At 61.9% G+C, this 14,699-nt stretch carries 10 protein-coding genes and 5 tRNA genes; 1 reads left to right on the top strand and 14 read right to left on the bottom strand.

The features are described from left to right. Positions 1 to 54: 54 nt before the first annotated feature. The 13 genes from rpoC to BJP62_RS14230 form a co-directional block, all read right to left on the bottom strand. Positions 55 to 4,254, bottom strand: a complete 4,200-nt coding sequence (gene rpoC, locus BJP62_RS14290; protein WP_070530639.1) for a DNA-directed RNA polymerase subunit beta' — start codon at positions 4,252 to 4,254, stop codon at positions 55 to 57. A 67-nt stretch (positions 4,255 to 4,321) separates the two neighbouring features. Continuing rightward, positions 4,322 to 8,494 carry a DNA-directed RNA polymerase subunit beta gene (rpoB, locus tag BJP62_RS14285; RefSeq protein ID WP_070530637.1) on the bottom strand — a complete coding sequence of 1,391 codons (4,173 nt, stop codon included), beginning with the start codon at positions 8,492 to 8,494 and terminating at the stop codon, positions 4,322 to 4,324. Positions 8,495 to 8,690: 196 nt separating this feature from the next. Beyond that, positions 8,691 to 9,065, bottom strand: a complete 375-nt coding sequence (rplL, locus tag BJP62_RS14280) for a 50S ribosomal protein L7/L12 (RefSeq protein ID WP_070530635.1) — start codon at positions 9,063 to 9,065, stop codon at positions 8,691 to 8,693. Between the two features lie 51 nt (positions 9,066 to 9,116). Further along, entirely contained in the window at positions 9,117 to 9,644 is a 528-nt protein-coding gene (gene rplJ, locus BJP62_RS14275) for a 50S ribosomal protein L10 (protein WP_070530633.1), read from the bottom strand. Positions 9,645 to 9,861: 217 nt separating this feature from the next. Then, complete coding sequence (gene rplA, locus BJP62_RS14270) at positions 9,862 to 10,557, bottom strand: 50S ribosomal protein L1 (protein ID WP_070530631.1); 696 nt, start codon at positions 10,555 to 10,557, stop codon at positions 9,862 to 9,864. After that, positions 10,558 to 10,989: a 50S ribosomal protein L11 gene (rplK, locus tag BJP62_RS14265; RefSeq protein WP_070530629.1), complete on the bottom strand. Its 432-nt coding sequence runs from the start codon at positions 10,987 to 10,989 to the stop codon at positions 10,558 to 10,560. A gap of 85 nt (positions 10,990 to 11,074) precedes the next feature. After that, positions 11,075 to 11,608 carry a transcription termination/antitermination protein NusG gene (gene nusG / locus BJP62_RS14260; protein WP_070530627.1) on the bottom strand — a complete coding sequence of 178 codons (534 nt, stop codon included), beginning with the start codon at positions 11,606 to 11,608 and terminating at the stop codon, positions 11,075 to 11,077. Between the two features lie 20 nt (positions 11,609 to 11,628). Further along, positions 11,629 to 11,982, bottom strand: coding sequence for a preprotein translocase subunit SecE (gene secE, locus BJP62_RS14255; RefSeq protein ID WP_070530625.1), 354 nt, complete (start codon positions 11,980 to 11,982; stop codon positions 11,629 to 11,631). Between the two features lie 67 nt (positions 11,983 to 12,049). Continuing rightward, positions 12,050 to 12,125: transfer RNA gene (locus BJP62_RS14250), tRNA-Trp, on the bottom strand. A 47-nt stretch (positions 12,126 to 12,172) separates the two neighbouring features. Next, positions 12,173 to 13,363, bottom strand: a complete 1,191-nt coding sequence (gene tuf / locus BJP62_RS14245) for an elongation factor Tu (RefSeq protein ID WP_070530623.1) — start codon at positions 13,361 to 13,363, stop codon at positions 12,173 to 12,175. A 45-nt stretch (positions 13,364 to 13,408) separates the two neighbouring features. Beyond that, a tRNA-Thr gene (locus tag BJP62_RS14240) sits at positions 13,409 to 13,483 on the bottom strand. A gap of 11 nt (positions 13,484 to 13,494) precedes the next feature. Then, positions 13,495 to 13,568, bottom strand: a tRNA-Gly gene (locus BJP62_RS14235). 56 nt (positions 13,569 to 13,624) lie between these two features. Beyond that, positions 13,625 to 13,709 (bottom strand) — tRNA-Tyr (locus BJP62_RS14230). Positions 13,710 to 14,222: 513 nt separating this feature from the next. Between BJP62_RS14230 and BJP62_RS14225 the strand changes: the two genes are divergently transcribed. After that, positions 14,223 to 14,298, top strand: a tRNA-Phe gene (locus BJP62_RS14225). Between the two features lie 47 nt (positions 14,299 to 14,345). On the opposite strand, the gene BJP62_RS14220 is transcribed toward BJP62_RS14225, so the two are convergent. Continuing rightward, positions 14,346 to 14,660: an MGMT family protein gene (locus BJP62_RS14220; RefSeq protein ID WP_374749720.1), complete on the bottom strand. Its 315-nt coding sequence runs from the start codon at positions 14,658 to 14,660 to the stop codon at positions 14,346 to 14,348. Between the last annotated feature and the right edge of the window lie 39 nt (positions 14,661 to 14,699).

Genomic DNA, 14,699 nt, shown 5'->3' with positions numbered 1-14,699 from the left:
GGACTTGAGATTCTAAGAAAATCAAGCCCTTGTCGTCAAGTCAGACACCGGCGCTCAGAGCGTTTCCTCGCTCTGCGCGGCTTCGAGTGCCTCGAACGCCTGGTCCAGACCCTGGGCCTGACGCTTGCGCGAACGGTGATACGCCAGACCAGTGCCGGCCGGGATCAGACGGCCGACGATGACGTTTTCCTTCAGACCGCGCAGATCGTCGACCTTACCCATGATGGCGGCTTCGGTCAGAACGCGCGTGGTTTCCTGGAACGACGCGGCCGAGATGAACGAGTCGGTCGACAGCGAGGCCTTGGTGATGCCGAGCAGCACGTTGTCGTAACCGGCCGGCTGCTTGCCGGCGGCGACCATTTCGTCATTCTTCGTCAGCACTTCGGCACGCTCGACCTGTTCGCCCGGAATGAAGCCGGTGTCGCCGTTGCTGGTGATGACTACGCGACGCAGCATCTGGCGAACGATCACCTCGATGTGCTTGTCGTTGATCTTCACGCCCTGCAGACGGTAGACCTCCTGAACTTCCTGGACGACGTAGCGCGCCAGCGCTTCGATGCCCTGCAGACGCAGGATGTCGTGCGGATCGATCGGGCCGTCGACGATGGTTTCGCCGCGGTTGACGACCTGGCCGTCGTGGACCATCACGTGCTTTTCCTTCGGGATCAGATACTCGTGACCCAGTCCTTCCAGATCGGTGATGATCAGGCGCTGCTTGCCCTTGGTGTCCTTGCCGAACGACACGGTACCGGTCACCTCGGCCAGCATGCCGGCATCCTTCGGCGAACGGGCTTCGAACAGCTCGGCCACGCGCGGCAGACCACCGGTAATGTCGCGGGTCTTGGCCGATTCCTGCGGAATCCGCGCCAGCACGTCGCCCTTGCCGACCGACTGGCCGTCCTTGACGGTAATGATCGCACCCGGCTGGAAGCCGATGGTGACCGGCGTATCGGTGCCGGCCAGCTTCACTTCCTTGCCCTGTTCGTCGAGCAGCTTCACCAGCGGACGGACGCCCTTGGCGCCGGCCTTGGTCTTCGGGTTGATCACGACGAGGGTCGACAGGCCGGTCACGTCGTCGACCTGCTTGACGACGGTCATGCCTTCCTCGACGTTCTCGAAGCGCACCTGGCCTTCGTACTCGGTGATGATCGGGCGGGTGTGCGGATCCCACGTACCCAGCACGGTACCGGCCTTGATGGTGTCGCCGTCCTTGACGGCCAGCGTCGCACCGTACGGCACCTTGTGGCGCTCGCGCTCGCGGCCCTGGTCGTCGAGCACCAGCACTTCGGCCGAGCGGGTGATGACGATCAGCTCGCCCTTGTTGTTGGCGACGTAGCGCATCGTCGAGGTGAACGCGATGCGGCCGTTCGACTTCGATTCGACCTGGCTCGCAGCGGCGGCTCGCGACGCGGCACCACCGATGTGGAAGGTACGCATCGTCAGCTGGGTACCCGGCTCGCCGATCGACTGTGCGGCGATCACGCCGACAGCTTCGCCGGCGTTGACGCGGTGACCGCGGCCGAGGTCGCGGCCGTAGCACGATGCGCACAGGCCGTAGCGGGTTTCGCACGTCAGCGGCGTACGCACCTTGACCTCGTCGACACCGATCTCGTCGATGCGGTCGACAATGTCTTCGGTCAGCAGCGTGCCGGCTTCGAACACGGTCTCCTGGCTGCTCGGATCGACGATGTCGATCGCGGCAACACGGCCGAGAATCCGGTCGCGCAGCGCTTCGATCACGTCACCGCCCTGCACCACGGCCTTCATGGTCACGCCGTTCTTGGTATAGCAATCGTCCTCGATCACGACCAGATCCTGCGTCACATCGACCAGACGGCGGGTCAGGTAACCCGAGTTCGCGGTCTTCAGCGCCGTATCCGCCAGACCCTTACGGGCACCGTGGGTCGAGATGAAGTAGTCGAGAACGGTCAGGCCTTCGCGGAAGTTCGCCTTGATCGGCGTCTCGATGATCGAGCCGTCCGGCTTGGCCATCAGGCCCCGCATACCGGCGAGCTGACGGATCTGCGCTGCGGAACCCCGCGCGCCCGAGTCGGCCATCATGTAGATCGAGTTGAACGAGTCCTGCATCAGGTCCTTGCCATTCTCGTCCTTGACGATCTTGCCGTCGGCGTCGAGCACCGGCTGCTTGCCGAGGTTGGCCATCATCGCCTTGGCGATGTCTTCACCGGCACGGCCCCAGATGTCGACGACCTTGTTGTAGCGTTCGCCCTGGGTCACCAGACCCGAGTTGTACTGCTGTTCGACGTCGCGCACTTCGGCGTTGGCGGCAGCCAGCAGTTCGGCCTTGGCAGCCGGCACCAGCATGTCGTCGACGCAGATCGAGATCCCGCCGCGGGTCGAGTAGGCAAAACCGGTGTACATCAGCTGGTCGGCGAACACGACAGTGTCCTTCAGGCCGCAGCTGCGGAACGAGGCGTTGATCAGCTTGCCGATTTCCTTCTTCTTCAGCGCCTTGTCGATGTGGCTGAAGTCGAGGCCCTTGGGCAGGATTTCCGACAGGATCGCGCGGCCGACGGTGGTGTTGCGACGCACCGACTTGACCTGCCACTCGCCGTTCTCGTCCTTGACCCACTCGTTCAGGCGGACCGAGACGCGCGTCTGCAGCGTGACGAACTTGTTGGCGTAGGCGCGCAGCGCTTCCTTGACGTCGGTGAACGCCATGCCTTCGCCCTTGGCGCGCACGGCGTCACGGGTCATGTAGTACAGACCCAGGACGATATCCTGCGACGGCACGATGATCGGCTCGCCGTTGGCCGGCGACAGCACGTTGTTCGACGCCAGCATCAGCGTGCGGGCTTCCATCTGCGCTTCGAGCGACAGCGGCACGTGAACGGCCATCTGGTCACCGTCGAAGTCGGCGTTGAACGCCGCGCAGACCAGCGGGTGCAGCTGGATCGCCTTGCCTTCGATCAGCACCGGCTCGAACGCCTGGATGCCCAGACGGTGCAGCGTCGGCGCACGGTTCAGGAGGATCGGATGTTCGCGGATCACGTCTTCGAGGATGTCCCAGACGACGGCTTCCTGCGATTCAACCATCTTCTTCGCGGCCTTGATCGTGGTCGCGAGGCCCAGCACTTCGAGCTTGTGGAAGATGAACGGCTTGAACAGCTCCAGCGCCATCAGCTTCGGCAGGCCGCACTGATGCAGACGCAGGTAAGGACCGACGGTAATGACCGAACGACCCGAGTAGTCGACGCGCTTACCCAGCAAGTTCTGACGGAAACGACCGCCCTTGCCCTTGATCATGTCGGCGAGCGATTTCAGCGGACGCTTGTTGGCACCGGTCATCGCCTTGCCGCGACGGCCGTTGTCCAGCAGCGAGTCGACCGACTCCTGCAGCATGCGCTTTTCGTTGCGGACAATGATTTCCGGCGCGCGCAGCTCGAGCAGACGCTTGAGACGGTTGTTCCGGTTGATGACGCGACGATACAGGTCGTTCAGGTCCGACGTGGCGAAACGGCCACCGTCCAGCGGCACCAGCGGACGCAGTTCCGGCGGCAGCACCGGCAGCACTTCCATGACCATCCATTCCGGCTTGATGCCGGACTTCTGGAAGGCCTCGAGCACCTTCAGGCGCTTGGCGATCTTCTTGATCTTGGTGTCGGACGAGGTCGACTCGAGCTCCGAACGCAGCTTGCTGATTTCGTTGTCGCTGTCGAGGTTCTTCAGCAGCTCGCGCACGGCCTCGGCGCCCATCAGCGCTACGAACTCGTCGCCGTATTCGTCGAGCTTGTTGTAATAGTCTTCTTCGGTCAGCAGCTGGCCGCGGTTCAGCGGGGTCATGCCAGGCTCGACCACGATGAAGGCTTCGAAGTACAGCACGCGTTCGATGTCGCGCAGCGGGATGTCGAGCACCATGCCCAGACGCGACGGCAGCGACTTCAGGAACCAGATGTGCGCAACCGGCGACGCCAGTTCGATGTGGCCCATGCGCTCGCGACGCACTTTGGACAGCGTGACTTCAACGCCGCACTTTTCGCAGATCACGCCGCGATGCTTGAGGCGCTTGTACTTGCCGCACAGGCATTCGTAGTCCTTGATCGGCCCGAAAATGCGCGCGCAGAACAGACCGTCGCGTTCCGGCTTGAACGTGCGGTAGTTGATCGTTTCCGGCTTCTTCACTTCGCCGAACGACCACGAACGAATCTTCTCGGGCGATGCGAGCCCGATCTTGATCGCGTCAAATTCTTCGTCTTGCGCGACCTGCTTGAAGAGTTCGAGTAAGCCTTTCATTCATTTAGCTCCTGTGAGGGTGAGGCGTTCGGTACGAGGCGGCCCGGGGCCGCCCCTCCTCACACAATCACTCGGTTTCCAGATCGATATCGATACCCAGCGAACGGATTTCCTTCACCAGCACATTGAAGGATTCCGGCATGCCGGCGTCGATCCGGTGATCGCCCTTGACGATGTTCTCGTAGACCTTGGTCCGGCCGTTCACATCGTCCGACTTCACCGTCAGCATTTCCTGCAGCGTGTACGCCGCGCCGTACGCTTCGAGTGCCCAGACTTCCATTTCACCGAAACGCTGGCCACCGAACTGCGCCTTACCGCCCAGCGGCTGCTGGGTGACGAGCGAGTACGGGCCGGTCGAACGCGCGTGCATCTTGTCGTCGACAAGGTGATGCAGCTTCAGGTAGTGCATCACGCCAACGGTGACCTTGCGCTCGAACGGCTCGCCGGTGCGGCCGTCGAACAGCTGCATCTGCGTCTTGCTGCTGTTGAAGTCGAGCAGCTGGGTACGTGCGTCGTCACTCGGGTAGGCCAGATCCAGCATCTGATGGATCTCGGTCTCCTTGGCGCCGTCGAATACCGGGCTGGCGAACGTCATGCCGCGGCGCAGGCCGTTGGCGAGCTGGACCACTTCGTCTTCCGACAGGCCGGCGATGTCTTCCTGCTTGCCGGCGCAGTTGTAGATCTGGTCGAGGTACTGGCGCATTTCGGCGATATTGCGCTGTTCGCGCAGCATCGCGTCGATACGCTGGCCGATGCCTTTCGCGGCCCAGCCGAGGTGGACTTCGAGAATCTGGCCGATGTTCATCCGCGACGGCACGCCCAGCGGGTTCAGCACGATGTCGACGGTCGAACCGTCGGCCATGTACGGCAGGTCTTCCACCGGCAGGATCTTCGAGACCACGCCCTTGTTACCGTGACGGCCGGCCATCTTGTCGCCCGGCTGCAGGCGGCGCTTCACCGCAACGTAGACCTTGACCATCTTGATCACGCCCGGCGGCAGTTCGTCGCCCTGGGTCAGCTTGCGCTTCTTGTCTTCGAACTTGAGGTCGAAGTCGCCCTTCATCTGGGCGATCAGGTCCTTCATCGCTTCGAGCTGGCGTGCGCTTTCCTCGTCGGCCAGACGGATGTCGAACCAGTCGTGCTTGGACGGCAGATCGGCCAGGTAGTCGTGGCTGATCTCGGTGCCCTTGGCCAGACGCTTCGGACCGCCGTTGGCGACCTTGCCGACGATCATCCGTTCGATCCGCTCGAACAGGTCGTTCTCGACGATGCGCAGCTGGTCGTTCAGGTCGGTACGGTGACGGCGCAGCTGCTCGTCGATGATCGACTGGGCGCGCTTGTCGCGCTCGACGCCTTCGCGGGTGAACACCTGCACGTCGATGACGGTGCCGGTCATGCCCGACGGCACGCGCAGCGAGGTGTCCTTCACGTCGGACGCCTTCTCGCCGAAGATCGCCCGCAGCAGCTTCTCTTCCGGGGTCAGCTGGGTTTCGCCCTTCGGCGTCACCTTGCCGACGAGGACGTCACCGGCCTCGACTTCGGCGCCGATGTAGACCACGCCCGACTCGTCCAGACGGCCGAGCATGCGCTCGGACAGGTTCGAGATGTCGCGGGTGATTTCTTCCGGACCGAGCTTGGTGTCCCGCGCCATCACCGACAATTCTTCGATGTGGATCGAGGTGTAGCGGTCTTCGGCGACGACCTTCTCGGAGATCAGGATCGAGTCTTCGAAGTTGTAGCCGTTCCACGGCATGAAGGCGATGGTCATGTTCTGACCGAGCGCCATTTCGCCGAGGTCGGTCGATGCGCCGTCGGCCACCACGTCACCCTTGGTGATGCGGTCGCCGCGCTTGAGCACCGGACGCTGGTTGATGTTGGTGTTCTGGTTCGAACGGGTGAACTTGACGAGGTTGTAGATGTCCACGCCGGTTTCGCCCGGCAGGGTCTCGTCGTCGTTCACGCGCACCACGACGCGGTTGGCATCGACATAGTCGACGATGCCGCCGCGCAGCGCGGCCACGGCCGTACCCGAGTCGACCGCGCAGGTGCGCTCGATACCGGTACCGACGAACGGCTTCTCGGCGCGCAGCACCGGCACCGCCTGACGCTGCATGTTGGCGCCCATCAGCGCGCGGTTCGCGTCGTCGTGCTCGAGGAACGGGATCAGCGAGGCGGCAACCGACACGATCTGGCTCGGCGCCACGTCCATGTACTGGACGCGGTCCGGCGTCGCGATGATGGTTTCACCGTGTTCGCGGCAGGTGACCATTTCGTCGGTCAGGCGGCCTTCGTCGTCGGTCTGCGCATTGGCCTGCGCAATCACGTACTTGCCTTCCTCGATCGCCGACAGGTAGTCGATCTCGTTGGTGGCCTTGCCGTCGATGACCTTGCGGTACGGCGTCTCGAGGAAGCCGTAGTCGTTGGTGCGGGCGTAGCACGACAGCGAGTTGATCAGGCCGATGTTCGGGCCTTCCGGCGTTTCGATCGGGCAGACGCGGCCGTAGTGGGTCGGGTGCACGTCGCGGACTTCGAAGCCGGCGCGCTCGCGCGTCAGACCGCCCGGGCCAAGGGCCGACACGCGGCGCTTGTGGGTGATTTCCGACAGCGGGTTGGTCTGGTCCATGAACTGCGACAGCTGCGACGAACCGAAGAATTCCTTGATCGCGGCCGACACCGGCTTGGCATTGATCAGGTCGTGCGGCATCAGGTTGTCGGATTCGGCTTGCGACAGACGTTCCTTGACCGCGCGCTCGACGCGCACCAGACCGGCACGGAACTGGTTCTCGGCCAGTTCGCCGACCGAACGGACGCGACGGTTGCCGAGGTGATCGATGTCGTCGACATCGCCGCGGCCGTTGCGCAGCTCGACCAGGATGCTGATGACGGCGAGGATGTCGTCGACCGACAGCACGCCCGGGCCTTCGAGGCCCATCTCGCCGACGCGCGCGTAGAACTGGTGCATCCAGCCCGGCGTCTTCTCGTCGCGCGGCGCAAGGTAGGCGCGGCTGTTGAACTTCATCCGGCCGACGGCCGACAGGTCGTAGCGGTCTTCGGAGAAGAACAGGCCGTTGAACAGTGCCTGGACCGAATCTTCGGTCGGCGGCTCGCCCGGACGCATCATGCGGTAGATCGCGACGCGTGCGGCGTACTCGTCGGCAACGTCGTCCGAACGCAGGCTTTGCGAGATGAACGCGCCCTGATCCAGATCGTTGACGTAAAGCACCTTCATCTCGGTCACGCCGGCGATGTCGAGCTTGGCCGCGAGGTCTTCGGTGATCTCTTCGTTGGCACGCGCCAGCACTTCACCGGTTTCCGGATGGACGACGGCGTGCGCGAGCAGACGGCCGTAGAGGAAATCGGCCGGCACCGGCAGCGCGGTAATGCCCGCAGCCTGGATGTCGCGGATGGTCTTGGCGGTGATGCGCTTGTCTTTCTGCGCCAGCACCTTGCCGTCGCTGGCGACGATGTCGAACTTGGCGACTTCGCCCTTCAGGCGCTCCGGCACCAGCGACATCTGCAGGCCGTCCTCACCGATGGTGAAGGTATCGGTGTCGTAGAAGCGCTCGAGGATTTCCTCCGGCGTGAAGCCCAGTGCCTTCAGCAGCACCGAGACCGGCATCTTGCGGCGACGGTCGATCCGGAAGAACAGCAGGTCCTTCGGGTCGAACTCGAAGTCGAGCCACGAACCGCGGTACGGAATGATCCGGGCCGAGAACAGCAGCTTGCCCGAGCTGTGGGTCTTGCCCTTGTCGTGCTCGAAGAACACGCCCGGCGAGCGGTGCAGCTGCGAGACGATCACGCGTTCGGTGCCGTTGATCACGAACGAGCCGTTGCGGGTCATCAGCGGAATTTCGCCGAAGTAGACGTCCTGTTCCTTGACTTCCTTCACCGTCGGCTTGGCCGCTTCACGGTCCATGATCACCAGGCGCACGCGCGCGCGCAGCGGCGCGGCAAAGGTGATGCCGCGCTGCTGACACTCGATCACGTCGAAGGGCGGATCGCCGAGCACGTAGTGGACGAACTCGAGGCGTGCATTGCCGTTGTGCGACTCGATCGGGAAAATCGAGCTGAACGCAGCCTGCAGGCCGTTGGTATTCCGCTCCGCGACCGGCACGCCCAGCTGCAGGAACTCGGTGTACGAGTTGATCTGGGTCGCAAGGAGAAAAGGAACGTCAAGAACGCTCGCCCGCTTCGCAAAACTCTTACGAATGCGTTTCTTCTCTGTGAACGAGTAATTCATACTCAAAAGCTCTCCATGGATTGGGGCGCAAAAGACAAACCGCAAAGCGCTCCGGGAACATTTTTCCGGTTTGTCATCTGTGGAGCGAAACCGTCAGGAACATCCTTCAGGTCTAGCTTACAGAACGGCAGTCAAACAAACGCAAAATGGCAGGCGGATTCCTCCGCCTGCCTATTTCGAGCAATCGCGAAAGCGATTACTTCATCTCGGCAGTAGCACCTGCTTCGACCAGCTTCTTGACCATGGCTTCAGCGTCAGCCTTGGCAATGCCTTCCTTCAGCGGCTTCGGCGCGCCGTCGACCAGGTCCTTGGCTTCCTTCAGACCCAGGCCGGTCACTTCGCGAACGACCTTGATCACGCCGACCTTGTTGGCGCCAGCGCCGGTCAGGATCACGTCGAACTCGGTCTTCTCTTCTGCAGCAGCAGCGCCAGCACCAGCAGCCGGGCCAGCAACGGCAACGGCAGCAGCCGAAACGCCGAACTTCTCTTCGAACGCCTTCACCAGGTCGTTCAGTTCCATCACGGTCAAGCCAGCAACGGCTTCGAGGATATCGTCTTTGGACAGAGCCATTTGTAAATACTCCTGAAAATCTTTTCGAAAGGGTAAGGAATCGGGAAGCGGTTACGCTTCGGCCGGAACAGCTTCGGCCGCAGCCGGTTCGCCGGCTTGCTTCTTCTCTGCCAGCGCGGCAAGGCCACGGGCGAAGCCAGCCACCGGGGCTTGCATGACGTAGAGCAGCTTCGACAGCAGCTCTTCGCGGCTCGGGATCGACGCCAGCGCGGCAACGCCGGCCTGGTCCATCACCTGACCTTCATACGAACCCGCCTTGATGACGATCTTCTCGTCCTTCTTGGCAAACGTGTTCAGCACCTTGGCTGCAGCAACCGGGTCTTCGGAAATACCGTAAACCAGCGGACCGACCATATGGTCGGCCAGGCCGGCGAACGGCGTACCTTCGACCGCACGGCGTGCCAGCGTGTTCTTCAGAACACGCAGGTATACGCCGGACTCGCGCGCTTGCTTGCGCAACAGAGTCATGCTGGCAACCCCGACACCCCGATACTCGGCAACGACGATGGTCTGAGCGCTGGCAACTACTGCCGAGATCTCAGCTACGACGGCCTTTTTGTCTTCGAGATTGAGACTCAAGGTCTACCTCCATTACGAGATGTTTGGCATGGCAGAGCCACACCTCCCAACGGCGACCTTTCCTTCAGGAAACCCGCGGCGAACGCCACGGGCCAAATCCAGATTGGGTACACCGTCTGCGTAGGCTACCGGCGAACCGGCGATTAAGCGTCGAAACGCGCCTACGGTCTTGGACTACCCTGCCCCGGCGCTAGCGCCGGAACAGGCCCAAAATTGCTTACTGCGCCAGCGAGCCAGCGTCGACGCGAACGCCAACACCCATCGTGCTCGAGACGGCAACCTTCTTCAGGTACACACCCTTGCTCGAAGCCGGCTTGGCCTTTTGCAGCGCTTCGATCAGCGCAACCAGGTTGACCTTCAGGTCCGCAGCTTCGAACGACGCACGACCGATGGTTGCGTGGATGATGCCGCCCTTGTCGGTACGGTACTGGACCTGACCGGCCTTGGCGTTCTTCACGGCCTCGGCAACGTTCGGGGTCACGGTACCGACCTTCGGGTTCGGCATCAGGCCGCGCGGGCCGAGGATCTGGCCGAGCTGACCGACGATGCGCATTGCGTCCGGCGAAGCGATCACGACGTCGAAGTCGAGATTGCCGGCCTTGATCTGTTCGGCGAGGTCTTCGAAACCGACGACTTCAGCACCAGCAGCCTTGGCGGCTTCTGCGTTTGCGCCCTGGGCGAACACAGCAACGCGCACCGACTTGCCGGTACCCTTCGGCAACACGACCGAGCCGCGAACCACTTGGTCCGACTTGCGCGCGTCGACGCCGAGGTTGACCGACACGTCGATCGACTCGTTGAACTTGGCGGTAGCGGCACCCTTGACCAGCGCGAGCGCTTCGTCAACGGCGTACAGCTTGTTGCGATCGACCGAAGCCTTCAGGGCGGCGAGACGCTTGGAAACCTTAGCCATTTACACGCCCTCCACTTCGAGACCCATCGAGCGAGCCGAACCGGCGATGATGCGCACGGCAGCATCGAGGTCGGCAGCGGTCAGGTCAGCCTGCTTGGTCTTCACGATTTCTTCGAGTTGCGCACGGCTCACCTTGCCGACCTTGTCGGTATGCGGACGAGCGGAACCCTTCTGGATGCCGGCAGCCTTCTTCAGCAGAATGGTTGCGGGCGGCGACTTCATCACGAAGGTGAAGGACTTGTCCGCGAAAGCGGTGATCACAACCGGAATCGGCAGACCCGGCTCGATGCCCTGGGTCTGGGCGTTGAACGCCTTGCAGAATTCCATGATATTCAGGCCGCGCTGACCAAGTGCCGGGCCGATAGGCGGCGACGGGTTGGCTTTACCAGCGGGCACTTGCAGCTTGATGTAGCCGACAATCTTCTTTGCCACGATTTAACTCCTGAAATGGGTCAAGCGCGGACACTCGTCCGCTCCCCTGCAACACACCGGACCGAGGTCCGGCCTTAAAACCAGATCAGACCTTCTCGACCTGGGAAAAATCCACATCGACCGGCGTGGCGCGACCGAAGATCAGCACCGACACCTTGAGACGACTCTTGTCGTAATCGACATCCTCGACCGTGGCATTGAAATCCGCGAACGGACCATCGGTCACGCGCAGGACTTCGCCCACCTCGAACAGCACCTTCGGGCGCGGCTTTTCCACACCTTCCTGCATCTGCTGCATGATCGCATCGACTTCGCGCTGCGAAATCGGCGACGGCCGGTTGCCGACGCCACCGATGAAACCGGTCACTTTCGGGGTCGACTTGACCAAGTGCCAGGTGTCGTCGGCCATTTCCATCTCGACGAGCACATACCCCGGGAAGAACTTGCGCTCGGTCAGCGCCTTGCGGCCCGCCTTGATCTCGACCACTTCTTCAACCGGCACGAGAATCTGCCCGAACATGTGCTGCATGCCCGCGCGCTCGATACGCTCTTTCAGCGCCTTCTGCACGCTCTTCTCGAACCCCGAGTACGCATGCACGACGTACCAACGCATTCCCATGTATGACTCCGCTAACCTACTTATCCGCGCCCGAGGACCAGGTCGTAGAACACCCAGGCCAAGCCCGAGTCGACCGCCCACATAAAGAGAGCCAGCACACCCACGAACAGGAAGACGATACCGGTGAGCTGCCAGGTCTCCTTGCGGGACGGCCAGACCACCTTTTGCGCCTCCTTGACCGAGTCGCGCGCATAGTCGACAAACTGTCGCCCAAGCGCAGAAAACCAGAGCATCGCCCCGGCCATTGCCAAACCCAGCACCACGCACAGCACGCGCAGCACACCTTGGTCGGCCGGCACCATGTAGTAACCGGCGATACCTACGACCACGAGCAGCAGCGCTGCCACGACCTTGATTTTGTCGACGCTTTCCATAATCCTGATTCGGACAGCAAATAAAACAGAGCCGTTTCCCTGCGGAAACGGCTCTGATTCTAGACCGTGGCAGGCGAGGAGGGTCTCGAACCCCCAACCCCCGGTTTTGGAGACCGGTGCTCTACCAATTGAGCTACTCGCCTACGGGGAAACACGGCACTTTATCAGTGCCGCGCCTTTATGTAAATACTTATTCGATGATCTTGGCAACGACGCCGGCGCCGACGGTACGACCGCCTTCACGGATGGCGAAACGCAGACCTTGTTCCATGGCGATCGGCGCGATCAGCGACACAACGACTTCAACGTTGTCGCCCGGCATCACCATTTCGATACCAGCCGGCAGCTCGACCGCACCGGTCACGTCGGTGGTACGGAAGTAGAACTGCGGACGGTAGCCGTTGAAGAACGGGGTGTGACGACCGCCCTCTTCCTTGCTCAGCACGTAGACCGAACCTTCGAACTTGGTGTGCGGGGTGATCGAACCCGGCTTGGCCAGCACCTGGCCACGCTCGACGTCTTCACGCTTAGTGCCGCGCAGCAGCGCACCGATGTTGTCGCCGGCTTGACCCTGGTCCAGCAGCTTGCGGAACATTTCCACGCCGGTGCAGGTGGTCTTGACGGTCGGACGGATACCGACGATTTCGATTTCTTCGCCAACCTTGACGATGCCGCGCTCGACACGACCGGTCACGACGGTACCGCGACCCGAGATCGAGAACACGTCTTCAACCGGCATCAGGAAGGCACCGTCGACGGCACGTTCCGGCGTCGGGATGTACGAATCCAGTGCGTCGGCCAGACGGAAGATGGCCGGCTCGCCGTATTCCGATTGGTCACCTTCCAGCGCCAGACGGGCCGAACCGGTGATGATCGGGCAGTCGTCGCCCGGGAAGTCGTACTTCGACAGCAGTTCGCGAACTTCCATCTCCACCAGCTCGAGCAGCTCGGCGTCGTCCACCAGGTCGGCCTTGTTCAGGAAGACGATGATGTACGGCACGCCAACCTGGCGCGACAGCAGGATGTGTTCACGGGTTTGCGGCATCGGGCCGTCAGCGGCCGAGCAGACCAGGATCGCGCCGTCCATCTGCGCAGCACCGGTGATCATGTTCTTGACGTAGTCGGCGTGACCCGGGCAGTCGACGTGTGCGTAGTGACGTGCTTCGGTTTCGTATTCGACGTGCGCGGTGTTGATCGTGATACCGCGGGCCTTTTCTTCCGGCGCGCTGTCGATCTGCGAGTAGTCTTTGGCTTCGCCGCCAAACTTCTTCGACAGGATGGTGGTGATCGCTGCGGTCAGCGTGGTCTTGCCATGGTCAACGTGACCGATGGTGCCGACGTTGACGTGCGGCTTCGTCCGCTCGAACTTACCTTTAGCCATGATATTTCCTTACCGGGATTTGAGAATGAAATATACAAGCGTGATTGGAGCTGATGGTGGGAATTGAACCCACGACCTCTCCCTTACCAAGGGAGTGCTCTACCCCTGAGCTACATCAGCATCAAACTTTTTGGAGCGGGTGAAGGGAATCGAACCCTCGTCATAAGCTTGGAAGGCTTCTGCTCTACCATTGAGCTACACCCGCCGGGAACTAAGCCACACTACGCAAACAACGACTCTTCACAACCGCACTACTGTATCTGGTGGTGGGGGCTGGATTCGAACCAGCGTACTCAGAGAGGGCAGATTTACAGTCTGCTGCCTTTAACCACTCGGCCACCCCACCGGATGAGCTGCGCATTATGGGTCACGAACAGAACCCTGTCAAACACGGGGACAACAAAAAACCCACAAAGATGCACACCCCGTTGAAATGAAAAGCTATTTTCATGACCAATCCGCGCCCGACTTCTTCGACCGCGGGGGGCAAACGCTTCTGGATGGGCCGCGCCGGGGGCTAAATTGCGGCGAGGTACACCCGCCCGCCCTGCGACCGGAGGCGGCCAGGCCGTGGTCGCGCCCCACATCGGAGGCACCGGCCAGAGCCGGGCGGCACTATCCCGCCAAAGCGCTGTATGGAGAGATGCCGGCGACCCCGTTCCGACGCATACGCGGCGCAGAACGGCGAGTGGATCATCGAAGGCATGAGCGGCGTGACTAGCAAAGTACAGCAACACGAGCGCGATTCTCGTCAGGCGCGCAAAGCGGCCCGTACAGATACCCTACCCCTTTATCAGTTTATTTTTTCGAAAGGTGTTGACGCCTCACGATCGATAGTGTTTAATTCGCTTCCTCGGTTGGCCAGTTAGCTCAGTTGGTAGAGCAGCGGATTGAAAATCCGCGTGTCCGTGGTTCGATTCCGCGACTGGCCACCAAGATTTCAAAAAGCCGCTTCTCACGAAGCGGCTTTTTCGTTTCCGGCTCAGCGTGCCATTTCCCAGCGGTATTGTCTCAGCGCAATCCGCCCTTCCGCATCGAAGGCGACGCCTTCTGCCTCAAGCAGATAGCGCTGCAATTCATCACTGCCGTCCAGCCCTCGCCGGCTGATCCGGCCTTCGTGGTTGACGATGCGATGCCACGGCACCTCGTTGCCCGGCTCCCGCAGCGCAACACCGACCTGGCGCGAATGACGCGGGAAGCCCGCCAGCCGGGCGATATCGCCGTAGGTGGCGACCCGCCCTTCGGGTACCGCGGCGACCACATCGAGCATCCGCGCGCGAATGGTCGCTGCGTTCACGCTTTCCATCCTTGCCCCCAATGAAAAAAGGCCGGCTGA

It is taken from the genome of Jeongeupia sp. USM3 (assembly GCF_001808185.1).
GTDB lineage: Bacteria > Pseudomonadota > Gammaproteobacteria > Burkholderiales > Chitinibacteraceae > Jeongeupia.
Note: the sequence above shows the minus strand (reverse complement) of the source record. Positions and strands in the feature narration are given on the sequence as shown.